The sequence below is a fragment of the Achromobacter sp. Root170 genome (assembly GCF_001428165.1).
Lineage (GTDB): Bacteria > Pseudomonadota > Gammaproteobacteria > Burkholderiales > Burkholderiaceae_B > Achromobacter > Achromobacter mucicolens.
The window spans coordinates 716,078-740,928 of sequence record NZ_LMHN01000015.1; the positions used below are offsets into that span (position 1 = coordinate 716,078).

The 24,851-nt window shown below is 66.1% G+C and carries 14 protein-coding genes; 12 read left to right on the top strand and 2 right to left on the bottom strand.

Annotated elements, in window-relative coordinates:
* Nucleotides 1-31: 31 nt before the first annotated feature.
* The 4 genes from sodB (at nucleotide 32) to pcaF (ending at nucleotide 5,465) form a co-directional block, all read left to right on the top strand.
* Entirely contained in the window at nucleotides 32-610 is a 579-nt protein-coding gene (sodB, locus tag ASD87_RS17660; protein ID WP_056324270.1) for a superoxide dismutase [Fe], read from the top strand.
* Between the two features lie 278 nt (nucleotides 611-888).
* Complete coding sequence (locus tag ASD87_RS17665; RefSeq protein ID WP_056324273.1) at nucleotides 889-2,604, top strand: methyl-accepting chemotaxis protein; 1,716 nt, start codon at nucleotides 889-891, stop codon at nucleotides 2,602-2,604.
* A 94-nt stretch (nucleotides 2,605-2,698) separates the two neighbouring features.
* A complete protein-coding gene (locus ASD87_RS17670) occupies nucleotides 2,699-4,093 on the top strand; it encodes a chloride channel protein (RefSeq protein WP_056324665.1) in 1,395 nt (464 codons plus the stop codon).
* A 166-nt stretch (nucleotides 4,094-4,259) separates the two neighbouring features.
* A complete protein-coding gene (gene pcaF, locus ASD87_RS17675) occupies nucleotides 4,260-5,465 on the top strand; it encodes a 3-oxoadipyl-CoA thiolase (RefSeq protein ID WP_056324277.1) in 1,206 nt (401 codons plus the stop codon).
* A 97-nt stretch (nucleotides 5,466-5,562) separates the two neighbouring features.
* Here pcaF and ASD87_RS17680 read toward each other — a convergent pair whose 3' ends face one another.
* Together ASD87_RS17680 and ASD87_RS17685 are read right to left on the bottom strand one after the other, a co-directional pair.
* Entirely contained in the window at nucleotides 5,563-6,006 is a 444-nt protein-coding gene (locus tag ASD87_RS17680) for a DUF192 domain-containing protein (protein ID WP_369818551.1), read from the bottom strand.
* Nucleotides 6,007-6,201: 195 nt separating this feature from the next.
* Nucleotides 6,202-6,447 carry a cold-shock protein gene (locus ASD87_RS17685; RefSeq protein ID WP_006220277.1) on the bottom strand — a complete coding sequence of 82 codons (246 nt, stop codon included), beginning with the start codon at nucleotides 6,445-6,447 and terminating at the stop codon, nucleotides 6,202-6,204.
* 226 nt (nucleotides 6,448-6,673) lie between these two features.
* On the opposite strand from ASD87_RS17685, the gene clpS reads away from it, so the two are divergent.
* The 8 genes from clpS to putA all read left to right on the top strand — a co-directional run bounded on the left by clpS (nucleotide 6,674) and on the right by putA (nucleotide 24,666).
* Nucleotides 6,674-6,988: an ATP-dependent Clp protease adapter ClpS gene (gene clpS / locus ASD87_RS17690; RefSeq protein WP_056324280.1), complete on the top strand. Its 315-nt coding sequence runs from the start codon at nucleotides 6,674-6,676 to the stop codon at nucleotides 6,986-6,988.
* 167 nt (nucleotides 6,989-7,155) lie between these two features.
* Nucleotides 7,156-12,378 carry an alpha-2-macroglobulin gene (locus ASD87_RS17695; protein WP_082586339.1) on the top strand — a complete coding sequence of 1,741 codons (5,223 nt, stop codon included), beginning with the start codon at nucleotides 7,156-7,158 and terminating at the stop codon, nucleotides 12,376-12,378.
* Complete coding sequence (pbpC, locus tag ASD87_RS17700) at nucleotides 12,375-14,585, top strand: penicillin-binding protein 1C (protein WP_056324282.1); 2,211 nt, start codon at nucleotides 12,375-12,377, stop codon at nucleotides 14,583-14,585. Before ASD87_RS17695 ends, pbpC begins: the two co-directional genes overlap by 4 nt.
* A gap of 55 nt (nucleotides 14,586-14,640) precedes the next feature.
* On the top strand, nucleotides 14,641-16,953 hold the full coding sequence (gene clpA / locus ASD87_RS17705; protein WP_056324674.1) for an ATP-dependent Clp protease ATP-binding subunit ClpA: 2,313 nt from the start codon (nucleotides 14,641-14,643) through the stop codon (nucleotides 16,951-16,953).
* Nucleotides 16,953-18,269, top strand: a complete 1,317-nt coding sequence (locus ASD87_RS17710) for a paraquat-inducible protein A (protein WP_056324285.1) — start codon at nucleotides 16,953-16,955, stop codon at nucleotides 18,267-18,269. Before clpA ends, ASD87_RS17710 begins: the two co-directional genes overlap by 1 nt.
* Nucleotides 18,270-18,316: 47 nt before the next feature.
* Complete coding sequence (locus ASD87_RS17715) at nucleotides 18,317-19,981, top strand: intermembrane transport protein PqiB (protein ID WP_056324287.1); 1,665 nt, start codon at nucleotides 18,317-18,319, stop codon at nucleotides 19,979-19,981.
* A 6-nt stretch (nucleotides 19,982-19,987) separates the two neighbouring features.
* Nucleotides 19,988-20,671, top strand: coding sequence for a membrane integrity-associated transporter subunit PqiC (locus tag ASD87_RS17720; protein ID WP_056324291.1), 684 nt, complete (start codon nucleotides 19,988-19,990; stop codon nucleotides 20,669-20,671).
* A gap of 173 nt (nucleotides 20,672-20,844) precedes the next feature.
* The gene (gene putA / locus ASD87_RS17725; protein WP_056324293.1) at nucleotides 20,845-24,666 is read left to right on the top strand and encodes a trifunctional transcriptional regulator/proline dehydrogenase/L-glutamate gamma-semialdehyde dehydrogenase; all 3,822 of its coding nucleotides are present in this window, start codon (nucleotides 20,845-20,847) and stop codon (nucleotides 24,664-24,666) included.
* Nucleotides 24,667-24,851 lie beyond the last annotated feature (185 nt).

Consider the following 24,851-nt stretch of genomic DNA (forward strand, 5'->3'; position numbering starts at 1 on the left):
TGATCGTGCTCTCAACAGAAGGAACCATCACATGGCACATACTCTTCCCCCCCTGCCTTACGAACTCGACGCCCTGGCGCCGCACATCTCCAAGGAAACGCTGGAGTTCCACTACGGCAAGCATCACCAGACGTACGTCACGAATCTGAACAACCTGATCCCGGGCACGGAATTCGAAACGCTGTCGCTGGAAGACATCGTGAAGAAGTCCTCGGGTGGCATCTTCAACAACGCCGCTCAGGTCTGGAACCACACCTTCTACTGGAACAGCCTGGCTCCCAAGGCCGGCGGCGCTCCCACCGGCGCGCTGGCTGACGCCATCAACGCCAAGTGGGGCAGCTTCGACGCCTTCAAGGAAGCCTTCAACAAGTCGGCTGCCGGCAACTTCGGTTCGGGCTGGACCTGGCTGGTCAAGAAGGCCGACGGCTCGGTCGACATCGTCAACACCAGCAACGCCGCCACCCCGCTCACGACGGCCGACAAGCCGCTGCTCACCTGTGATGTCTGGGAACACGCGTACTACATCGACTACCGCAACGCGCGTCCCAAGTATCTGGAGAATTTCTGGGCACTGGCAAACTGGGATTTCGCCGCGAAGAACTTCGCCTGATTTCCAGTTCCGGGCGCCTTGCGGCCCCCCCGCCGCACCCCGTGAAAACGACCCCTCGCCCCGGCGAGGGGTTTTATTTTGTTCAGACAAAATTCAGTTTCAAAAACCCCTGTCGACTGTCGATTTCATTACACGAAACTGACACGGGAACTGGCTTCTCTTCAGGGTAAGCCCTAAGCCAAACGTCGCTATCGTTTCCTCCGGCCTGCGCCTGCTCCCCGGAGCGCAGGGCTGCGGCAACGCCGCCACAAGCCGGGGCACTCACAGGGAAGGGAAGCATGTTGCGGTTATTTTCGGGAATGCGCATCGGGGCACGCCTGACGGGCGCGTTTTTGCTGGTGGCGGTGATAGGCGGTGCGATCGGGGCGTTCGGCGTATGGGGGCTGTCGCGAATCAATGAAATGAATGACAGGCTTTACAACACCGAACTGCGCGGCATTTCGGATCTGAAGGAAGCCAACCTCAACCTCATCTACGCGGGGCGTGCGCGTAACGCCTACCTGGCCGCCTCCTCCGAGGACGCGCGGCTGGCGCTGCGCAAGCAGTTCGACGATGCGGTCAAGACCATGGACGGCCTGCGGGACAAGGCGGCCGAGAATTTCTACGGCGAACCGGCCAAGCGCCTGCTGGCGCAATTCAATGAAACCGAGCAGGCATGGAAGCGCGAGGCCATGGCGTTCTTCGAGGCGGCCAAGTCGCAGCCGCTGACGCAAACCGACGCGCGCGTGGCCGAGACGGAACGGCGCGTCATCGCGACGTCGCAAAAGCTCGATGACCTGATGACCGACCTGGCGGTCAACAAGGAAAAGTCCGCCGAGCTTTCCGTGCAGGACGGGACGGATCTTTACAAAACGGTTCGCACTGTGATGATCGCGCTTGCGATCGCCGGCGTGGCCATCGGCATGCTGCTGGGGTGGCTGGTGACGCGAGGCATCGTGCGTCCGCTGAGCGAGGCCGTGTCGGCGGCGCGCCAGGTGGCCGCGGGCGACCTGACTGCCGATATCCGCGTCGCCACGCGCGACGAAACCGGCGACCTGATGGCGGCGCTCAAGGCCATGAACGAAAGCCTGGCTCGCATCGTCAAGGACGTGCGCGACGGCTGTGAGAACATCGCTTCGGCGTCGTCCCAGATCGCGCAGGGCAACTCCGACCTGTCGCAGCGCACGGAAGAGCAGGCGTCCTCGCTGGAAGAGACCGCGGCGTCGATGGAGCAACTGACCAGCACGGTGCAGCAAAACGCCAACAACGCCGGGGAAGCCGACCGTCTGGTCAGCCAGGCGTCCAGCGTTGCCGTGCGCGGCGGCGAAGTGGTCGAAGGCGTGGTGCAGACCATGAGCGCAATTTCCGACAGCTCGCGCCGCATCGCCGACATCACGGGCGTGATCGACGGTATTGCATTCCAGACCAACATCCTGGCGCTCAACGCCGCGGTGGAAGCCGCGCGTGCGGGCGAGCAGGGCCGCGGCTTTGCCGTCGTGGCGGGCGAGGTGCGCACGCTGGCCCAGCGTTCCGCCGTGGCCGCCAAGGAGATCAAGGCCTTGATCGATGAATCGGTGACCCGCGTCGAAGGCGGCACGCGTCAGGTCGACGAAGCCGGACGCACGATGCGCGAAGTGGTCGACAGCGTGCGCCAGGTTGCAACCCTGGTGCGCGAGATCTCGGGCGCCTCGGAAGAGCAATCGGCCGGCATCGGCCAGGTGAATCAGGCCGTGTCGCAGATGGACGCCGTGACCCAGCAGAACGCCGCCCTGGTCGAGGAAGCGGCAGCGGCCGCAGCCAGCATGCAGGAGCAGGCCACCCGCCTGGCGCAGGAAGTGCGCCGCTTCAAGGTCGATGCGGGCGGCGCGACGGCGGTTCAGGCGCAAGCCCGGTTGCTGCCGTCGGAACGCACCGCCGCGCGCAAGCCCGCCGCTGCCGCGCAGGCCGCGCGCCCGGTGCAGGCCCGGCCCGCGCTGGCCAACGCCTCGCAGGACGACGACTGGTCGTCCTTCTAAGGCGGCCGGCCCCGCGATGGGCGGCGGCCGTTCGGTTACGGGTCAGGAGGGGATGGTATGGTTGGCAACCCGCCACACCACCCATTTCTCGTCCATGCCCCTGCCCGACCCCGTCCGCCGCGTCATTGCCCGAACACGCCGGCTTACGCGCCGCAAGGTGCGTCAGGTCAACCGGCTGTCACGCAAAAGCGTGCAACTGGGGCTGCTGCTGGGTGGCGCCGCGCTGGTGGCGCTCATGTCGCTGGGTTTTGCCTATCTTGCCGACAAGGCGCTGGCGTGGAACCGGCAGTGGGTGGCCTACAACGGATGGCTCGCGCTGCTGGTGATGCCGTTCGGCCTTGCCGCCTTGCGCTGGCTCACGTTGCGCTTCGCGCCCAACGCCTCGGGCAGCGGCATTCCCCAGGTCATTGGCGCGTTGTCGCTGCCGCCGGGGCCCAGCCAAAGCAGCCTGGTGTCCTTGGCGCAAAGCCTTTGGAAAATCCCGTTGGCGTTCTTTGGCATGCTGGCGGGCGCGTCGATTGGCCGCGAAGGGCCTTCGGTGCAGGTCGGCGCAGCGCTGATGCTGGCATGGGGCGACTTCTGGAAGCGCCGCGGCCTGCAGTTGCGCGGCTTTCACGCCAACGAGCTGATCGCCGCGGGCGCTGCGGGCGGCCTGGCCGCGGCGTTCAACGCGCCGCTGGCCGGGGTCATCTTCGCGATCGAGGAACTGGGCCGCGGCACGGTGCTGCGCTGGCAGCGGCTGGTGCTGATCGGCGTGTTGGCCGCCGGCTTTCTGGTTGTGGCCGTTGAAGGCAACAATCCCTATTTCGGCGTGTTCGGCGGCGCGCCGCTGTCCCAGAACATGCTGATGTGGATCGTCATCTGCGGCGCGCTCAACGGCGCGCTGGGCGGCATCTTCGCGCGGTTGCTGGGCAAGGGCCCCGTCCTGGCGGCGCCGCAATCGTGGCGCGGCTGGATCCGGGCGCATCCGATCTGGACAGCGTTCATCATGGGCCTGGCCCTGGCGGTCATCGGCCTGTGCACCGCGGGCAGCGTGTACGGCACCGGCTACGCCGCCGCCGCCGATCTGCTCAACGGGAAGGATTCGGTGCCGGACGGCTTTGGCATCGCCAAGCTGTTCGCGACCGTGGCGTCGTACTGGGCGGGCATTCCCGGCGGCATCTTCACGCCGGCGCTGACCACGGGCGCGGGCATCGGCCACCACATCTGGGAGCTCGCGGGCAATGGTGTCGATCAGCGCGTGCTGGTGCTGGTGTCGATGGCCGCCTTTCTGGCGGCCGCCACGCAGGCGCCGTTGACGGCCAGCGTGGTGGTGATGGAAATGACGGGCAGCCAGCCCATGCTGTTCTGGCTGCTGGTGGCGTCGCTGCTGGCGTCCGGCGTGTCGCGCCAATTCTGCCCGCAACCTTTCTACCATCTGGCGGCCGGCCGTTTCCGCCGGCAAGCCATCGTCGAGGCGGGCCGCGCGGCCAAGGCCGGGACGCCCTGATCGCGTGCACGGGCGCCCGTTTTCGGGCGCCGCACGGCCGGTTAATGTGAACGTCCATTGGACACTGTCCGTGCAGCGGACATCCGTGCAACGCACCAACTTGGCGCGAAACCGCTGCGTTAAGATCGTCCGATCCCGAGTTCTTTCACTTCACTCCGAGCTTCCCATGACCGTGAATGCCTTTATCTGTGATGCGATCCGTACCCCCTTCGGCCGCTATGGCGGTGCGCTGGCTTCCGTGCGGCCCGACGATCTGGCTGCCGTAGCCATCAAGGCCCTCGTGGCGCGCAACCCCGGCGTGCGCTGGGAAGAACTCGACGACGCCATCATGGGCTGCGCCAACCAGGCGGGCGAAGACAACCGCAACGTGGCCCGCATGGCCACGCTACTGGCGGGCCTGCCGATCGAAGTGCCCGGCGCCACGGTCAACCGTCTGTGCGGTTCGGGGCTGGATGCCATCGGCACCGCCGCGCGCGCCATCCGCGCCGGTGAAGCCGGCCTGATGCTGGCCGGTGGCGTGGAAAGCATGAGCCGCGCCCCGTTCGTCATGGGCAAGGCCGACAGCGCGTTCTCGCGCAGCGCCGCCATCTACGACACCACCATCGGCTGGCGCTTCATCAACAAGCTGATGAAGGCGCAGTACGGCGTGGACTCGATGCCCGAGACCGCCGAAAACGTCGCCGACGACTTCAATATCAGCCGCGCCGACCAGGATCTGTTCGCGCTGGCCAGCCAGCAAAAGACCGCTCGCGCTCAGAAGGAAGGCGTCTTCGACGCCGAAATCGTGCCCGTGTCGATCGCCCAGAAGAAGGGCGATCCCATCGTCGTGTCCAAGGACGAGCACCCGCGTGAAACGTCGCTGGAGTCGCTGGCCAAGCTCAAGGGTGTGGTCCGCGAAGGCGGCAGCGTCACCGCCGGCAATGCGTCGGGCGTGAACGACGGCGCCGCCGCGCTGCTGCTCGCCGACGAAAAGGCCGCCGCCCGTCATGGCCTGACCCCGCGCGCCCGCGTGGTCGGCATGGCGACCGCCGGCGTCGCGCCGCGCATCATGGGTATCGGCCCGGCGCCCGCCACGCAAAAGGTGCTGGCCCAGACCGGCCTGACGTTGGATCAGATGGACGTGATCGAACTGAACGAAGCGTTTGCGGCGCAAGGCCTGGCCGTGCTGCGTCAGCTCGGCATTGCCGACAACGACCCGCGCGTGAACCCGAACGGCGGCGCCATCGCCTTGGGCCACCCGCTGGGCGCCAGCGGCGCGCGTCTGGCCACCACGGCCATCAACCAGCTTCATCGCACCGGCGGCCGCTATGCCCTGTGCACGATGTGCATCGGTGTCGGCCAAGGCATCGCGCTGATCGTCGAGCGCGTGTAAGGCAGTGACCCCGGGCGGACAGTACCCGCCGCCCCAACGACAAGGGAGCCCTCGGGCTCCCTTTGTCTTGTATCGGTGCTGACAGTTGCGGGCCGAATCAGGGCAGCCCGTCCAGCTTCTTGCCCGCGGAGATGCCGTGGGCGTCGAACCACCCCTGCGCCATCTCCAGCGCGTAGCGCACGGGCTTTTTCGCGCAATGGGGATCTTCGGTCTGCGGCGCCATGTCCTCGATGTTGACGATCGTGCCGTCGTCGGCGATAAAGGCAATCGACAGGGGCAGCAGCGTGTTGCGCATCCAGAAGCACTGCACGTCCGGGCGGTCAAAGACGAACAGCATGCCGTCGTTGCCGGGCAATTCCCTGCGGAACATCAGGCCGTCGCGCCGCGTGGCGTCCGTGTCTGCGACTTCCGCGCGGATAATATGGATGCCTGCCGACAGCTGGGTGGTCGGCAGCTTGGGTTGCGGACCGGTCTGTTGCTGGGCGCTGGCCGGCAAGGGCAGGGCGGCGGTTGCGAACGCGATGGCTGCGGCGGCAATCACCGAACCCTTGCGGCCCGCCGAAGTTCCCGCTGACGATGCCTTGGTGAACGTTGTTTTGAACAGTGAGCGCACAATGGGAAACAAAACTGCAATCTTCAGCATGGTCCGGCGGAGTAATTAGAAAATAACAAGGCGGGGCCCGAAAGCCCCGCCTGGATAATGGCGCAACCTTACCGTTGCGCTTTAAAGGGTAACTCAGGCTGCCGTAATATTAAGCGCCTGTTTGCCTTTAGGCCCCTGAATAATCTCGAAGGCCACTTTCTGGCCTTCTTTCAGGGTTTTAAAACCATTCATCTGGATGGACGAGAAGTGGGCGAACAGATCTTCACCGCCATCGTCGGGCGTAATGAAGCCAAACCCCTTTGCATCGTTGAACCATTTGACGGTGCCCGTCGATTTGGGATTGTCCCCTTGGACGGCGGTTGCGGTCGTATCAGACATGCGGCCTGCCTCATTGAATCGTATGTTGACAGAAGGGCATTGTGGTCTAGACCCCTGTCCCCCCTCCGGCTTCCTGGCAGATTTTCGGTGAATTGAAAACCCCAGAATGCGTGGATAATGCGCCGCTTTTCTTGACCTAGTCAAGTATGGATACTACGTATTTCTGCGTGTAATTTTCAGTAAGTTGAGTGGTTGCCGTCCCCAGTTTAAATAGAATACCCGCCCTATGAGTTCTACCTTGGATTCCCAGCATGACTTGGTCGTCGAAAAGGCGCCGGCTCGCGCTGCGCCGCCACCGATGTACCAGGTGCTGCTGCTCAATGACGACTACACCCCGATGGAGTTCGTCGTGAAAGTGCTGCAGAAATTCTTCAATAAGAATCAGGAAGAGGCGACGCGGATCATGCTGCAGGTCCATCACGAAGGTCGAGGCGTCTGCGGCGTTTACCCGCGCGACCTCGCGGCCACGCGCATCGCGCAGGTCGGTCAATATGCGCGGGCGCGCCAGCACCCGTTGCAATGCGTGATGGAACCGGTTTGAAAACGGAAAAAGACAGCGCCGCCAGCAATGGCGGCGTTGTGCTGCCGGTTGCATCCGGATGACGGGATGAACGGTTTTGCCGCGTAACGGGAAGCGCGCGGCGCATGCGGGTCGGCAGCTCCGCCGCTAAGGAGCGTTGCATTCTAGTGGGCGGGGAGGGTTTCGCCGTGAGTGGAAAGTTCAACAAGACCTGGCTGGCAGTAGCCGGGGTCGCAGTCTTGGCCGGCGCCCTTGGCGTGGGCTGGTGGATGGGCAAGGGACAGCAGCCGGCAACGCCGGCCGCGGTTCCGGCGGCGCAGACGGCAACTGCCGCTGCCCCGCAGGCGGCGAACGGCGGTGCGCCAGCGCTGCCGGCCACTGCAACGGTGGGTGCCGCGGATCCCTTCGCCGCGTTGAACTGCCAGCCTCGCCAATACAACGATGCCTTGTCGCTGGCCGTGACCTTCACGCAACCAGTGGATGCCAAGAGCAATCTGGATGCCTTCCTTCAGGTGACCGACACGGGTTCGACTGCGGGCAAGGCCGACGAGGACAGCGAATCGGCCGCCGCGGCGGGCCAGCAGCCGGCCTCCGTGCGTCCTGGCGATTCCGCGCCCAAGGGCAAGATCGTCAAGGGAAACTGGGTCGTCGGCGACAACCCGCGTGTCGTGTACTTCCCCTACGTGCAGCCGCAGCGCTCGTACGCCATCACGGTCCGCTCGGGCCTGCCGGGCGCGGGCGAGAAGGTCGCGCTGGCCGAGGCCTCGCATTGCGAAGTCAGCACGCAGGCCATGCCGCCTTCGTTCTACTTCGCCAGCCGCGGCGTGGTACTGCCCGCCGGCCAGAACGGCGGTCTGCCGGTGGCCACGGTCAACGTGCCCGAGGTCGACGTGCAATTCCTGCGCGTATCGCCCGAACGTGTGCCCGAACTCTTCGACACCGTGTTGGGCGTGGGCCGCACCCCGGCCGCCTCGGACGACGAGGACGACAACGGCTACGACGAGAACGACTGGCGCTATGCCGGTAACCGCAGCCTGAAGGGCTCGGTCAGCAACTGGGACCTGGACCGGCTGAATTCGCTGACGACCAGCGTCTATCAGGGCCGCTTCATCACCGACGACAAGCCCAACCGCCGCCACGTCACGTTCCTGCCGGTCGAAGGCATCAAGGAACTGCAGGAGCCGGGCATCTATGTCGCGGTCATGAGCCAGCCGGGCCGGTTCCGTTACGAATATCAGGTCACCTATTTCTACGTCAGCGATATCGGGCTGCACGCGCGCCGTTACAGCGATCGCATCGAAGCGTATTCGGTGTCGCTTAAGTCCGGCCAGGCGATTTCGGGCGCCGTGTTCGAACTGGTGGACGGCGCCGGCAAGCCGCTGGCCAAGGCGGCTGCCGATGCGCAGGGCCATGTCCGCTTTGACGGCAGCTTTGCCAACGCGCGCGTCATCCGCGCCTCGCGCGACAAGGAAATGACCGTGCTGGCGCTGGGCGAACCGGCGCTGGACCTGTCCGAGTTCGACACGGGCGGCCACGCGTCGCGCGCCAATAATCTGTTCGTCTATGCGGGCCGCAACCTGTACCGCCCTGGCGAAACGTTCCATGTGTCGGTGCTGCCGCGCGACCTGGACGGCCGTGTGCTGACGCCGTCGCCGCTGACCGCCACGATCAAGCGCCCCGATGGCCGCACGGTGCAGACCGCACTGTGGCAGCCGCAGAAGGACCTGCCCGGCTATGTCGAGCGGGCAATCGATCTGCCGCTGGATGCGCAGACCGGCACGTGGATGCTGGAGTTGCGCGTCGATCCGGCCTCGCGCGCCCCGGATGCGTCCTGGAAATTCCAGGTTGAAGAATTTTTGCCCGAACGCATGAAGATGGCGCTGACCTCGGGCCAGGACGTGTTGTCCCCCGACGAGGAACTGACCGTCGATGTGCAGGGCGATTACCTGTACGGCGCGCCGGCGGCGGGCAACCGCCTGCTGGCCACCTTCCAGGTCAAGCGTGACCGCTTCGCGCTGGCCCAGCAATGGCCCGGCTTCATCTTCGGCGACGTGGCCGACGATACGCGGCGCAGCTTTGGCGAATTGCCGGAAACCGCGCTGGACGACAAGGGCCGCGCGCAACTGGACGTGAACCCGAACGCCTCCGGCACGCATTCGCCGATGAAGGTACGCGTGTCGGCCAGCCTGCTGGAATCCGGCGGCCGCCCGGTGGTGCGCTCCATCGAACGCACCGTCTGGCCCGCCGACAAGCTGATCGCCGTGCGTCCTCAGTTCGACAGCGACGTGGCCCGCGAGAACGCGCCGGCAGGCTTTGAAGTGATCCGCGCCAACGCGCAGGGCAAGGTCGAACCGCTTGCGCAGGCGCAAATGCGCCTGTTCCGCGAAGAGCGCCAATACTATTGGCGCTTCGACGACCAGCGCGGCTGGAACAGCGGCTATACCGAAACCGAGGAACTGGTGGATTCGCGCGAAATTGCGCTGAAGGATCGCACCCAGCTGACGGTGCCGGTCAAGTGGGGCCGTTACCGCCTGGAAATAACGGATCCGGAAACCGGCGAAACGATGCGCTATCGCTTCTATGCCGGTTGGAATGCGCAGGACGCCGACGCGATGGGCAACCGTCCCGACCGCGTGCAGATGAAGCTGGAAGGCGTGCCGGCCAAGCCGGGCGACACCGTCAAGCTGACGCTCACGCCGCCGCATGACGGCCAGGCGCTCATCACCGTCGAAGGCGACCGCATGTTGTGGTCCAAGTGGGTGGCGGTAAAGGCGACCGGCACCGAGGTCGAGATTCCGGTCGACAAGGAATGGAAGCGTCACGACCTGTACGTGGCGGCCGCGGTATTCCGCCCGGGCAGCGAAGGCGACCGCGTCACGCCGGCCCGTGCGCTGGGCCTGGCATTCCTGCCGATCGCCAGCGCCGACCGCAAGCTGGACGTCAAGCTCACCGCCGCGCCCAAGGTCGTGCCGGAGACGAAGACGACCGTGCGCGTGAAGGTCGACGGCGCGCAGGGCAAGCAGGCGATGGTGACGCTGTCTGCGGTCGACGTGGGCATCCTCAACATCAACCAGTACGCCACGCCCGATCCGCTGGATTACTTCTTCGGCAAGCACCGCTACGCGCCCGAGTTGCTGGATATGTACGGCAAGCTCATCGAAAAGATGGACGGCACCAAGGGCAAGCTGAAGTGGGGCGGCGACGCCGCGATGCGCGGCGACAGCAAGAGCCTGCCCAAGAAGGTCAAGCTGGTGGACCTGTTCTCGGGGCCCGTTGCGCTGAACGCGCAGGGCGAGGCCGACATTCCGCTGGATCTGCCGGACTTCAACGGCACCCTGCGCCTGATGGCCGTTGCGTTCACGCCCGACAACTACGGCAGCACCGACGCCGAAATGGTGGTGGCCGCGCCGATCGTGGCCGAACTGAACACCCCGCGTTTCATCACGCCGGGCGACCAGGCCGCCATTGCGCTGGACGTCACCAACCTGAGCGGCGCCGAGCAGAAGATCTCGGTCAAGCTCGAGGCGCTGGATCCGCTGGCCATCGTCGATGGCGTGCGCACCGTCACGCTGAAGGACAAGCAGCGCACGACCCTGCGCTTCACGGCCACCACCACCGGTTCGTACGGCCTTGGCCTGATGCGCCTGACGGTGGACGGGCAGGGCGGCGCCAAGCCTGTGCACATCGTGCGCGAGTCCGTGCTGCAGGTGCAGCCGGCGCACGCGCCCGAGCGCCAGGTCCGGCGTCTGCGCCTGAATCCGGGCGAATCGCAGCCGGCGCAGGCATCGTGGGTCGCGTCCTACTACCCGGACTCCACCACCGTCAGCCTCACGGTGTCCAACCGTCCGCCGTTCAACGTCAACCGCCTGGTCGAGGACCTGCTCAACTATCCGTACGGATGCACCGAGCAGACCATCAGCGCGACCATGCCGTGGGTGATGCTCGATGAGGATTCGGCCAAGCAGTTCGGCCTGAAGCCGCGCACCCAGGCCGAGCGCGCCGCCAAGGTGGCGGGCGCCATTGGCCGCCTGTCCGGCATGCGCAATTCGGTGGGTTCGTACAACCTCTGGAGCGGCTCGTCCTCGCGCGATGTGTGGCTGACGGCCTATGCCGTGGGCTTCATGCAGGACGCCCGGGACCGCGGTTTCGACGTGCCCGAATCGTCGCTGGACCGTTCCCGCACCTGGCTGCTGGAACAGGTGCAGCAGAGCACGGGCGCGTTCGGTACGTGGTCGGCCAACCTGCGCCGCAACGTCGAGGCCAACCGCATCGACAGCAGCGACGCCAACGTGCTGCGCGAAGACCATCGCCGCTTCGCCGGCCTGGCCACCGCCGCGCTCGTGCTGGCGCGCGACAAGAAGGCCCCGTTGTCGACGGTGCGTCAGCTCTTTGACAACTACCAGGAACGCGCACGTTCGCCGCTGCCGCTGGTGCAACTGGCTGCCGCCTTCAAGCTGATGGGTGACGAAGGGCGCATGAAGCAGGCGCTCGACCTGGCCATGACGCGCGCCTATGGCATCAACATCAACAACCGCAGCAGCGCCTACTACGACGAATGGATGGGCGATTACGGCAGCAGCGTGCGCGACTACGCGCTGTCCTATGCGCTGGTTTCGCAGTACGAGTTGCGTCACGAGCGCAGCGAAAACCTGCTGAACCAGCTCTCCAGCCGCCTGGGCAATCGTTCGTACCTGTCCACGCAGGAACAGATGGCGCTTCTGTTGGCCGCGCGTGCCGCGGGCGGCAGCAAGAACACGCCGTGGGAAGCCGTGCTGACCGTCAATGGCGAGCGCAAGCCGCTGTCCGGCGGCAAGACCGACCAGACGGTCTCGCTGGCCGCGGCGGACCTGGCGGGCACGCAGCTCCAGAACACCGGCAGCCAGTCTCTGTTTGTCGAGTACGACATCCAGGGCAGCCCGACCGCGACCCCCGCGCCGCGCAACGACATCATCCAGCTCAAGCGCGGCTGGTACCGTCCGGATGGCCGCCCGTGGGATGGCGGCACGCTGCAGACCGGCGACATGCTGGTGGTGTGGGTCCAGGCCAGCGCCAACCAGAACATCCCGGACGGGCTGCTGGTTGACCGCGTGCCGGCGGGCTTCGAGGTCGAAAACCTGAACCTGTCGCAAAGCCCCGAGATGCAGGACTGGAAGATCGGCGGACGCCGCGTGGCCGACGCCATGTCGGATTCCAACATCAAGCATCGCGAGTTCCGCGACGACCGCTATGTGGCGGCGGTATCGCTGGGCCGTGGCAAGGTGGACGTGTTCTATCTGGTGCGCGTCGTGACGCCGGGCCGCTATGCGGTGCCGTCGACGGTGGCCGAGGATATGTACCGCCCCGAAATCCGCGGCGTGGGTGAGCAATGGAGCACGGTCGAAATCCGCGATCGCGGCGCCAAGCGTCCTTGAACGCCGCCGCCGCAACCGGGGCGGGCGCATCGCGCGCCCGCCGCTGGCGGCGGCGCGGCATCTTCGCGGCCAGCGCGTTGTCAGCGCTGGCCGCGTTGTTATTCGCGCTGGACCGCCTGTATCCGCTGCCCCCCATCGACTCGGGCGGGGCGGCGGTCGTCGTCGCGGCCGATGGCACGCCACTGCGCAACTATCCCAGCCGCGACGGCATCTGGCGTTATCCGGTCCAGCCCGGCCAGGTCTCGCCCCGCTATCTGGAAACCTTGCTCACCTATGAGGACCGCTGGTTCTACTGGCATCCGGGGGTGAACCCCGTGGCCCTCGTGCGCGCCGGGTGGCAGTGGGCCACCAACCGCCGCATCGTGTCGGGAGGATCGACGCTGACCATGCAGGTGGCGCGGCTGATCGATCCGCAGCTTGCCGGCAAGCCGTCGCGCACGATGTCGGCCAAGCTGCGGCAGGCCTGGCGCGCCGTGCAGCTTGAAATGCACTACAGCAAGGACGAGATCCTGTCCCTGTACCTGACGCATGCGCCCATGGGGGGCATCGTCGAGGGCGTCGAAATGGGTTCGCGGCTGTGGCTGGGCAAGCCCGCCCGCGACCTGGGGCCCGCCGAAGCCGCCATGCTGACTGCCTTGCCGCAGGCGCCGTCGCGGCTGCGCCCCGACCGCCACCCCGAAGCCGCTCAAGCCGCGCGCGACAAGGTGCTGGACCGCATGGCCGAACTGGGCCGCTGGACGCCGGCCGAGGTGGCCGACGCCAAGATCGAGACCGTGATTGCGCCACCGCTCAGGGCGCGCTGGCTGGCGCCCCTGGCCGCGCAGCGCCTGCTGCTGGAGGCGGGCGGCCCGCGCCGCGCCGGCGGACGGCCGCCACTCGTCACGTCCACGCTCGATGCCGACATGCAGGCGTCGGTGGAACAAATGTTGCTGGACCGGGTCGATAACCTTCCGCCCAAGGTGTCGATGGCGGTGCTGGTAATGGACAACGACTCGCTGGAGGTCAAGGCTTACGCCGGATCGGCAGATTTTTCCGACGATTCCCGGTATTCCCATGTGGACATGGTGCGCGGCGTGCGTTCGCCGGGCTCCACGCTCAAACCGTTCCTGTATGCGCAGGCGTTGGACGAGGGGCTGATCCACTCGGAAAGCCTGCTGATGGACGCGCCCATGTCGTTCGGCGGGTACGCGCCCGGCAATTTCCAGGCGGCGTTCGCGGGGCCAGTGAGCGTGGCGCAGGCCTTGCAGCGGTCGCTCAACGTGCCTGCGGTGGACCTGCTGGACCGGGTCGGACCGGTCAGTTTTGCCTCGGTTATGCTGGCGGGAGGCGTGAAGTTACGTATGCCCGCAGGGGCGGAGCCGAATCTGAGCTTGATTTTGGGCGGGGGCGGCACCACATTGGAAGAACTGGTCGGCGCTTATCGCGCGCTGGCCCGGGGCGGCGTCTCGGGGCGGCCCCGCCTGACGGCGGAGCAACCCCTTGTCGAGTCCCGTATGATGAGTCCTGGCGCGGCCTGGATCGTCCGGGACATCCTCGAAGGCGGTGGACACCCGGACCGGCCGTTCTACCAGTCGGGCAGCCCCGGACGGCAACTGGCCTGGAAAACCGGGACCAGTTTTGGCTTCCGGGACGCCTGGGCGGTCGGAGTGACCGACAGATGGACGATCGGCGTATGGGTCGGCAGACCCGACGGTACGCCGAACCCGGGATTTTTCGGGGCGAATGTGGCGGCGCCGCTACTGCAAGACATTGTGGCGGCGTTGCCGGAAGGCGCCCAGCAGGTCCGCGTCAGGCCCGAAACGGTGCAGGCGGTGGTGACATGCTGGCCCCTGGGTTACAGGCTGGGCAGCGAGCCCTCGGGCGCGTGTCCCGAGCAGCGGGCCGCCTGGATGCTCAATGAAACGGCGCCGCCCTCGTTTGCGGGCTATGCCGATGCCACCCAGGGACCGCTGCGGCTCGGCGGCGTGGCCAACGGTTCGGTGCTGCGGCCCGTGCCCGGCATGCGGCAAGTTGCGCTGGACGTCGACGTCCAGGGCGCTGAAGGCGAAGTATGGTGGATGCTCGATGGTCGTGTCGCAAGTCATGGCGCCGCGGGTCATCCGTTTAATTTGGTGCTGGCGCACGACGGCCGGTATACGCTAACCGTCATGGATACACATGGCCGGCACGACAGCGTGGTTTTTGAAATCGCTGGCGTTACGCCATGATCGGCATAGAATATGAATCGTGTATTAGCCCGCTTCGATGCGTTACGGAGGAAGCGTGATTTCTCAAGAGCTTGAAGTCAGCCTGCATATGGCTTTCGTCGAGGCCCGTTCGGCCCGGCACGAATTTATTACCGTCGAGCACCTGCTGCTCGCCTTGCTCGACAACGCTTCGGCGGTCGAGGTCCTGCGCGCGTGCGCGGCCAACCTGGATGACCTGCGCCGCAACCTGCGCCAGTTTGTCTCGGAAAACACCCCGGTGATCCCCAGCGGCGCCGAAGTCGACACGCAACCCACGCTAGGTTTCCAGCGCGTCATTCAGCGCGCGATCATGCATGTTTCGGCCGGCGGCACGGGCAAGAAGCCCGTCACGGGCGCGAACGTGCTGGTGGCCATTTTTGGCGAAAAGGACTCGCATGCCGTGTACTACCTGCAACAGCAGGGCGTCACGCGTCTGGACGTGGTCAATTTCCTGTCTCATGGCATTACCAAACAGCCGCAGGTGGAGTCCGCCGCCGTGCAGAAAGAGCAACAGCCCAATGGTGAAGAGCAGGGCGATTCGCGTCAGTCGCCGCTGGATCAGTACGCCACCGACCTGAACGCCGCCGCGCTTGCGGGCCGGATCGATCCCCTGATCGGCCGCGAGCACGAAGTCGAGCGCGTCATTCAGGTGCTGTGCCGCCGCCGCAAGAACAACCCGCTGCTGGTGGGCGAGGCCGGCGTTGGCAAGACCGCCATCGCCGAAGGCCTGGCCTGGCGCATCACGCGCGGCGAAGTGCCCGAAGTCCTGCAGGCCGCTCAGGTCTATTCGCTGGACATGGGCGCGCTGCTGGCTGGCACCAAGTACCGCGGCGATTTCGAGCAGCGCCTGAAGGGCGTGCTCAAGCAGATCCGCGGCAACCCCGACGCCATTCTGTTCATTGACGAAATTCACACGCTGATCGGCGCGGGTTCCGCATCGGGCGGCACGCTGGATGCCTCCAACCTGCTCAAGCCGGCCCTGTCGTCCGGGCAGTTGAAGTGCATTGGCGCCACCACCTATACCGAATACCGCGGCGTCTTCGAAAAGGACCACGCGCTGTCGCGCCGGTTCCAGAAGATCGACGTGGCCGAGCCCAGCATCGAGCAGACCGTGCAGATCCTGCGCGGCCTGAAGAGCCGCTTTGAAGAGCACCATAGCGTGCGCTATTCGGCCGCGGCGCTGTCGGCTGCCGCTGAATTGTCGGCCCGCTTCATCAACGATCGTCACCTGCCCGACAAGGCCATCGACGTGATCGACGAGGCCGGCGCCGCCCAGCGCCTGCTGCCGCGTTCGCGCCAGAAGAAGGTAATCGGCAAGGTCGACATCGAAAACATCGTTTCCAAGATCGCGCGCATTCCGCCGCAGTCCGTCTCCAACGACGACCGCAGCAAGCTCGCCACGCTGGACCGCGACCTGAAGACAGTGGTGTTCGGCCAGGACGGCGCCATCGATGCGCTGTCCGCCGCCATCAAGATGGCGCGTTCGGGCCTGGGCAAGCCGGAAAAGCCGATTGGCGCCTTCCTGTTGTCCGGCCCCACCGGGGTGGGCAAGACCGAAGTGGCGCGACAACTGGCCTTCACGCTGGGCGTCGAACTGCTGCGCTTTGACATGTCCGAGTACATGGAGCGTCACGCGGTGTCGCGCCTGATCGGCGCGCCGCCGGGGTACGTGGGCTTCGACCAGGGCGGCCTGCTCACCGAAGCCATCACCAAGCAGCCGCATTGCGTGCTGCTGCTCGACGAAATCGAAAAGGCGCACCCGGATGTGTTCAACATCCTGCTACAGGTCATGGACCACGGCACGCTGACCGACAACAACGGCCGCAAGGCAGACTTCCGCAACGTCATCCTCATCATGACGACCAACGCGGGCGCCGAGACCTTGAATCGTCCGTCGATCGGTTTTGCGAATTCGCGGATGGTGGGCGACGAAATGGCGGAAATCCGCCGCATGTTCACGCCTGAATTCCGCAACCGCCTGGACGCGATCATCCCGTTTGCCGCGCTGGACCACGAGGTCATCATGCGCGTGGTCGACAAGTTCCTCATGCAGCTGGAAGACCAGCTGCACGAGCGCCGCGTGGAAGCAGTCTTTACCACGCGCCTGCGTGAACACCTTGCCAAGGAGGGGTTCGATCCGCTCATGGGCGCGCGTCCCATGCAACGCCTCATTCAGGACACCATCCGGCGCGCGCTGGCCGACGAGCTGCTGTTCGGCAAGCTGGTCGACGGCGGTTCGGTCACGGTGGATCTGGACGAGTCGGGCAAGGTCACGCTGGATTTTGACGAAAGCGGCAAGCCGCCTTCGTCGGACGCGCCGGACAAGCAGGAAGTCGAACTCGTCGACTGATGACCGCGGACCGCCAGCCGCTGATCGAGTGCGAACACTGCGCAAGCATTTATCGCCGACATCAGCTTGAACCTGGCGAGACCGCCAATTGTGCCCGCTGCGGCGCCGTGCTCTGGCGCTACAGCGGGCTTACTTTGTCCAATTGGCTGGCGCTCGCCATCACTGCCCTGATCGTCTTCGGGGTTGCCAACGCCTACCCGGTCGCGTCGATGTCCGTGCAAGGCATGGTCCAGCAGGCCTCGCTGCTGGACGCCATTTCCATCACTTGGCGCCAAGGCCACTGGGTGGTCTCCATCATGACCGGCCTGGCCGGTTTCGCGCTGCCGCTGCTTCAGTTGTCCGTGCTGCTGTGGGTGTTGGGGCCGCTGTCGCAACACCGCGAGCCCGCCGGGTTTCACGGCGCGATGCGCCTGTTGGGCCTGCTGCGGCCGTGGTGCATGGTGCCGGTGTTTCTGCTGGGCGTGCTGGTCGCGGTGGTCAAGCTGGCCGGGATGGCCGCGGTGTCGCCGGGCATTGGGCTGGCCGCGTTCGGCATCCTGACCGTGCTGCTCACGATGCTCGGCAGGCTGTCGCCGCACGTGCTGTGGCGGTATGCCGAATCCGTCGACGTCGTGCCCGTGCATGTGCCCGAGGCCGGGCCGGACGTCGTCCTGACCGGTTGCCACGTCTGCGGCCAGGTGCAGGCCCTGCCGCGCGATGCCGATCCCGAAGCGCACCATCACTGCGTGCGTTGCGACGCCGTGGTGCATTACCGCAAGCCCGATCATCTGGCGCGCACGTGGGCGTTGCTCTTGGCGGCCGTGGTGTTTTACATACCGGCGAACGTGCTGCCGGTGATGAACGTCAACTCGCTGCTTGGCGACAGCGCGCACACCATCCTGGGCGGCGTCGTCGAGCTGTGGCAGATGGGTTCCTGGGACATCGCGCTTATCGTCTTCATTGCCAGCGTGGCCGTGCCGTTGACCAAGCTGATGGCGCTGATCCTGCTGCTGCTGACCGAACAGTGGCGTAGCACAACCAATCTGGGGGCGCGTACGCGGTTGTATCAGATGGTTGAATTCATTGGCCAGTGGTCAATGCTGGATGTTTTTGTCGTTATATTGCTGGCGGCTCTGGCAGACTTCAAAGGCCTGATGGAAATCAGCGCTGGCGCGGGCGCCGCCGCGTTTGGCGTGGTCGTCATCCTGACCATGCTCGCGGCCATGAGCTTTGACCTGCGCCGTAGCTGGGACCTGGAAGATCAGGCCGAAATCGAATCAGCGCCGGTGGAGGGCCGGCATGCGCCGGCGTCTGCCGCCGGCAAGCAAGCGGGCTAGGAAAGGCCTCGCGCCGTTGTTTTCCGCTCAGAACAAGGAAAAAGTAGATGTCCGAGCAAGCACCCGGATCCGGCGAAGAGAAGTTCGCGTCACCCGCGATCTCGCGCAAGAAGAAGAGCCGGATCTCCTGGATCTGGCTGGTGCCTGTAGTGGCCGCATTGATGGGCCTGTCGCTGGTCGTGCGGACCTGGATGCAGGCGGGCCCCGACATTTCGATTTCGTTCAATACCGCCGAAGGGCTGGAGGTGGGCAAGACCCAGCTTCGCTACAAGGACGTGAACATCGGCACGGTCAAATCCATCGGCTTCAATTCGGATCGCAGCAAGGTCGTCGTGAAAGCCGAACTGGCCAAGGACGTTTCCGATCTGGCGCGCGAGGGCACCAACTTCTGGGTGGTGCGGCCGCGGCTGGACGTCAGCGGCGTATCGGGCCTGGGCACGCTGCTGTCGGGCGCCTATATCGGCGTGGACGCGGAAGAGGGCAAGGACGGCACCGAACGGGCCACCAAGCTGTCTTTCGAAGGTCTGGAAACCCCGCCCGCCGTGACCCACGACCGCGCGGGCAAGCGCTTCATGCTCAAGGCGTCGGACCTGGGCTCACTGGATATCGGGTCGCCCGTCTATTTCCGCCGCATCAATGTGGGCCGCGTGATCGGTTATGCGTTGGACGAGAACGGCCGCGCCGTGAACGTCGAAGTATTCGTCGATGCGCCCAACGATAAATTTGTGACCAGCGGCACGCGCTTCTGGAACGCCAGCGGCGTGGACTTCAGCGTCAACGCCGACGGCCTGAAGGTGCGCACCCAGTCGCTCGTGTCGATGGCGGTGGGCGGTGTGGCCTTCGCAACCGTGCAAACCGCGCGCGACGGCGACACGCCTGCCCAGGCGGACTCCGAGTTCGACCTGTACGCCACCGAGGCCGCCGCCAAGGCCAACCCGGACGGCGAAGCCTTCCCCATCCGCATGCGCTTTGACCAGTCGATCCGCGGGCTGGCCGTGGGGGCGCCGATCGACTTCAACGGCATCACGCTGGGCGACGTCACGCAGATCACGCTGGACTTCGACCCCGAGACCAAGCGCTTCTATTCGCTGGTGGACGCCACGCTGTATCCCGAACGCCTTGGCCGTGTCTACGAAGAGGTGCGCGAGCGCGCGATCAAGGAAGGCGACGTGGCCGGCGGCCGCTTGCTGGGGGTGATGGTCAAGCATGGCCTGCGTGCGCAGCTGCGCACGGCCAACCTGCTGACCGGCCAGCTTTACGTGGTGCTGGACAACGTCCCGAACGCCAAGCCGGTCGAGTTCCAGATGTCAGAACCGGCGATCATCCCGACGGTGCCCGGCAATCTGGATCAGCTCCAGCAGCAGGTCACCAACATCGTCACCAAGATCGAGAAGATTCCGTTCGACAAGATCGGCGAGGACCTGCGCGCCACGCTGGCCAGCACGTCCAAGCTGATGAACCGCCTGGACAAGCAGGTGGCGCCCGAAGCGCAGAAGGCGCTCAAGGCGGCCAAGGACTCGATGGCGAACATCAACTCGCTGCTGGCCACCGACGCTTCGCTGCCGGTCAATGCGGAACGGGCCATGCAGGAACTGAGCCGCGCCGCCCGTTCGCTGCGGGCGCTGGCCGACTTCCTGCAATCCAACCCTGAAGCCCTGCTGCGCGGCAGAGGCGACGACCCCATCCCGGGCGCCGGCCCAGTCAGGAACTAGACGCTCATGAAAAGCCGACTCTCTTGCCTCGCAATCCCGTTTGCCCGCGGACGCAGCCGCGCCGCGCTGGCCGTGCTGGCGCTGTCCGGCGCGCTGGCGGCCTGCGGCTCGTCGCCGCCCGTTCACTACTACACCCTGCAGACGCCCGAGCGGGCAGGGGCACCGGGCGCGGCACCCGGCTCCGCCTCGTTCCTGATCGAGGTGCAGCCCGTCACGCTTGCCACGCAGGCTGACCAGCCGCAACTCATGGTTCGCACCGGCGACGGCAGCATTTCCGCCCTCTATTCCGAGCGCTGGAGTTCGCCGCTGGGCGACGAGTTGCGCAATGCGTTGTCCGACGCGCTCAAGCGCGAGCTGGGCGCGCTGGACGTGCAGATGGTCAAGCCCGGGCCGGGCGCGCCGATCTGGCGTATTCAGACCGACGTCCAGCGCTTTGAGATGGTGTCCGGGCGCATGGCACAGCTGGACGCCACCTGGCGCGTGCGCCCCGTGGATGCCAAGGGCACGGGCCTGTTGTGCCGCAGCGTGGTCACCGAAGACGTGCCGGACGACGCGATCCCCAGCCTGATCGCCGCGCAGCAGCGCGCGGTGGTGAGCCTGGCCGGCGTAATGGCGGCGGCAATCCGCGGCCAGACGCCTGCGGGATCGGGCTCGGTTCAGATGATGGGATGTTCCGCGCTCAAGGAATGATCTGCCCGGACGATCCGGATAACCGCCGCGATCTCAATCGGTTAACTAGGGTTTAACCTAGGGTTAACCTTAATACAAACGCGGTTGCAACCTGTCTAGCATACGGTCCTACCCCTACTGGGTTCCGATCGGGCCCAGTTACACCTTTGCCATGCGACAGGAAGCAATCTCTTATGGCCAGCACGACCCTCGGCGTCAAAGTCGATGACGCACTCCGCGACCGCCTGAAAGCCGCCGCCCACAAGCTCAACTGCACGCCTCACTGGCTGCACAAGCAGGCGATCCTTTCCTATCTGGACAAGATCGAGCGCGGCCATCTGCCCGCCGAGATGTCGCACCTGAGCGCGGACGCCGCTGGCGAGGACGACGCGGCCGACGCCCATTCCGCGCCCACGCCGCCGTTCTACGAATTCGGCCAGGACGTGCAACCGCAATCCGTGCTGCGCGCCGCCATCACGGCGGCCTACCGCCGGCCCGAGCCCGAGTGCGTGCCGCTGCTGCTGGGCCAGGCCCGCGTGCCCAATCTTGAAAAGGTGCATGCGATGGCAGCCGGCCTGGTCAAGAAGCTGCGCGGCAAGCGCACCGGCGGCGGGGTGGAGGGCCTGATCCAGGAATTCTCGCTGTCCAGCCAGGAAGGCGTGGCGCTGATGTGCCTGGCCGAAGCGCTGCTGCGCATTCCTGACCGCGCCACGCGCGATGCGCTGATTCGCGACAAGGTGGCCCGCGGCGACTGGAAGTCGCACATGGGCGGCTCGCAGTCGCTGTTCGTCAACGCCGCCACGTGGGGCCTGATGATCACCGGCAAGCTGGTGGCCGTGAGCAGCGAGCAGTCGCTGTCCAAGGCGCTGACGCGCCTGATCGGCAAGGGCGGCGAGCCGCTGGTGCGCAAGGGCGTGAACATGGCCATGCGCATGATGGGCGAACAGTTCGTGTCGGGCCAGACGATCTCCGAGGCGCTGGCCAACAACCGCAAGATGGAATCGCGCGGCTTCCGCTATTCGTACGACATGCTGGGCGAAGCGGCCACCACGGCCGAAGACGCCGAGCGCTACTACGCGTCGTATGAGCAGGCCATTCACGCGATCGGCAAGGCCGCCGCGGGACGCGGCATCTACGAAGGCCCCGGCATCTCCATCAAGCTGTCCGCGCTGCACCCGCGTTATTCGCGCGCCCAGCGCGAGCGCGTCATGGCCGAGCTGCTGCCGCGCGTGAAGGCTCTGACCATCCTGGCGCGCAGCTACGACATCGGCCTGAACATCGACGCCGAAGAAGCCGACCGTCTGGAAATCTCGCTGGATCTGCTGGAAGCGCTTTGCTTCACACCCGAACTCGAAGGCTGGAGCGGCATCGGTTTCGTCATCCAGGCCTATCAGAAGCGTGCGCCGTTCGTCATCGATTACGTGATCGACCTGGCCCGCCGCAGCCGTCACCGCGTGATGGTGCGCCTGGTGAAGGGCGCCTATTGGGATAGCGAAATCAAGCGCGCGCAGGTCGATGGCCTGGAAGGCTATCCGGTCTACACCCGCAAGCTGTACACGGACGTGGCCTACATTGCCTGCGCCCGCAAACTGCTGGCCGCGCCCGAAGCCGTGTACCCGCAGTTCGCCACGCACAACGCATACACGCTGGCGGCGATCTATCAGCTTGCCGGCCAGAACTACTACCCCGGCCAGTACGAGTTCCAGTGCCTGCACGGCATGGGCGAACCGCTGTACGAAGAAGTCGTCGGCCCACTGGCGCAGGGCAAGCTCAACCGCCCCTGCCGGATCTACGCGCCGGTCGGCACGCACGAAACGCTGCTGGCGTACCTGGTGCGCCGCCTGCTGGAGAACGGCGCCAACACGTCGTTCGTGAACCTGATTGGCGATGATTCCATCGCCGTCGAGACGCTGGTCGCCGATCCGGTGGAAGCCGCTTCGCGCATCACGCCTCTGGGCGCGCCGCACGAGAAGATCCCGCTGCCGCGCGAGCTCTTCGGCAATCCCCAAGACGGCGCGCGCGCCAATTCGGCGGGTCTTGACCTGAGCAACGAACACCGCCTGGGATCGCTGTCGGCGGCGCTCTTGGCCAGCGCCGGCACGCCGTGGCGCGCCGGTCCCATGCTGGGAGAAGGCGGCGAACACTGGGATGCCGCCAAGGCCATCGAGGTGCGCAACCCCGCCAACCTGCGCGACGTGGTGGGTCATGTCATCGAGGCCGATTCCGCCGATGCGGACATCGCCCTGCGCGCGGCCGCCAACGCCGCGCCGATCTGGCAGTCCACGCCCGTGGCCGAGCGCGCCCAGTGCCTGCGCCGCGCGGCGCAATTGCTGGAAGAGCAGATGCAGACCCTGTTGGGCCTGATCGTGCGCGAAGCCGGCAAGTCGCTGCCCAACGCCATCGCCGAAGTGCGCGAGGCCGTCGATTTCCTGCGCTACTACGCCGATCAGGCCGAGCAGGAATTCAGCAACGACACGCACCGTCCGCTGGGCACCGTGCTGTGCATCAGCCCGTGGAATTTCCCGTTGGCAATCTTTACCGGCCAGGTGGCGGCAGCGCTTGCGGCGGGCAATACCGTGCTGGCCAAGCCGGCCGAGCAGACGCCGCTGATCGCCGCGCAAGCCGTGGCCATCCTGCGCGCGGCCGGCGTGCCCGCCGGCGCCGTGCAGTTGTTGCCGGGCCGCGGCGAGACCGTGGGCGCGCAACTGGTGGCCAACCCTGGCGTGCGCGGCGTGATGTTCACCGGCTCAACCGACGTGGCGCGCATCATTGCCCGCACGCTCGCCGATCGCCTGGACGATAACGGACACACCATTCCCCTCATCGCCGAAACCGGCGGCCAGAACGCCATGGTGGTGGATTCGTCGGCGCTGTCCGAGCAGGTGGTGTTTGATGTGCTCAGTTCCGCGTTCGATTCGGCGGGCCAGCGCTGCTCGGCGCTGCGCGTGCTATGCGTGCAGGAAGACAACGCGGACCACGTGCTGACCATGCTCCGCGGCGCGATGCGCGAACTCGCCGTCGGCAACCCCGACCGCTTGTCCGTCGATGTCGGTCCCGTCATCGACACGGAGGCGCGCAACGGCATCCAGCGTCACATCGAAGCCATGCGCACGGCCGGTCATCGCATCGACCAGGTCGAGCTGAACGGCGAATGCCGTCATGGCACGTTCGTGCCGCCGACCATCATCGAAATCGACAACGTCAGCGAGCTGACCCGCGAAGTCTTCGGGCCGGTCCTGCACGTGGTCCGCTACAAGCGCGACGAGCTGGACGCGCTGCTCGATGCCATCAACGGCACGGGGTACGGGCTGACGTTCGGCGTGCACACCCGCATCGATGAAACCATCGCGCATGTGACGGGCCAGGTTCACGCCGGCAACGTCTACGTCAACCGCAACATCGTGGGCGCCGTGGTGGGCGTGCAGCCGTTCGGCGGCGAAGCCCTGTCGGGCACGGGTCCGAAGGCGGGCGGTCCGCTGTACATGTACCGCCTGCTCGGCACGCGCCCCGCAGGTCTGCCGCCGGCGCTGGACGCCGCGGCGCCGCTGCCGCAGCGTATCGCCTTGCCGGGTCCGACCGGCGAGACCAATACCTACATGGTCGAGCCGCGCGGCGCCGTGTACTGCGTGGCCGCCACCGAGGCGGGCGCGCGCGCGCAGTGGTCCGTGGCGCGCCTGACCGGCAACCACGCCTGGTTTGCCGACACGCCGGCCGCACAGGCGCTGCTGGCGACGCTGGACGCCGAGCAGCAGGGTCAGGCGGGCATTCTGGCTGATACCGACGTCGACGACGCCGACTACCAGGCGGTGCTGTTCGAAGGCGATGGCGATGCGCTCAAGGCGCTGAATCAGCGCATCGCGCGGCGCCCGGGCGCCATTCTGGCGGTGCACGGCCTGACGTCCGACGCGCTGGCGGCCGGCGCCAGCTACGTGCCGGAGCGCCTCCTGACCGAGCGTTCCGTCAGCGTCAACACTGCCGCGGCGGGCGGCAACGCCAGCCTCATGACGATCGGTTAAACGTCACCAGGGGTAACCCTTGGGTATCCAAGGGTTATCTCCAATATCGGGCTAGGTTGCACTGGAACGAAAATCCGGTCGCACCTCTGGTCTGGCTGCCGCAATCCGGCATTCAGACTCTGCAGAAAATGCATGCGCGGGACCCGGAGATCACTGGGCCCGCGGTAGTAAAAAACCAAAAGCCT

Bases quoted from the DNA above. Each gene is read 5' to 3' on its own strand.
- ASD87_RS17710 (WP_056324285.1), top strand. From the start codon at position 16,953: ATGACCGCGGACCGCCAGCCGCTGATCGAGTGCGAACACTGCGCAAGC.
- ASD87_RS17720 (WP_056324291.1), top strand. From the start codon at position 19,988: ATGAAAAGCCGACTCTCTTGCCTCGCAATCCCGTTTGCCCGCGGACGC.
- ASD87_RS17665 (WP_056324273.1), top strand. From the start codon at position 889: ATGTTGCGGTTATTTTCGGGAATGCGCATCGGGGCACGCCTGACGGGC.
- ASD87_RS17715 (WP_056324287.1), top strand. From the start codon at position 18,317: ATGTCCGAGCAAGCACCCGGATCCGGCGAAGAGAAGTTCGCGTCACCC.
- pcaF (WP_056324277.1), top strand. From the start codon at position 4,260: ATGACCGTGAATGCCTTTATCTGTGATGCGATCCGTACCCCCTTCGGC.
- clpS (WP_056324280.1), top strand. From the start codon at position 6,674: ATGAGTTCTACCTTGGATTCCCAGCATGACTTGGTCGTCGAAAAGGCG.
- sodB (WP_056324270.1), top strand. From the start codon at position 32: ATGGCACATACTCTTCCCCCCCTGCCTTACGAACTCGACGCCCTGGCG.
- ASD87_RS17670 (WP_056324665.1), top strand. From the start codon at position 2,699: ATGCCCCTGCCCGACCCCGTCCGCCGCGTCATTGCCCGAACACGCCGG.
- putA (WP_056324293.1), top strand. From the start codon at position 20,845: ATGGCCAGCACGACCCTCGGCGTCAAAGTCGATGACGCACTCCGCGAC.
- ASD87_RS17685 (WP_006220277.1), bottom strand. From the start codon at position 6,447: ATGTCTGATACGACCGCAACCGCCGTCCAAGGGGACAATCCCAAATCG.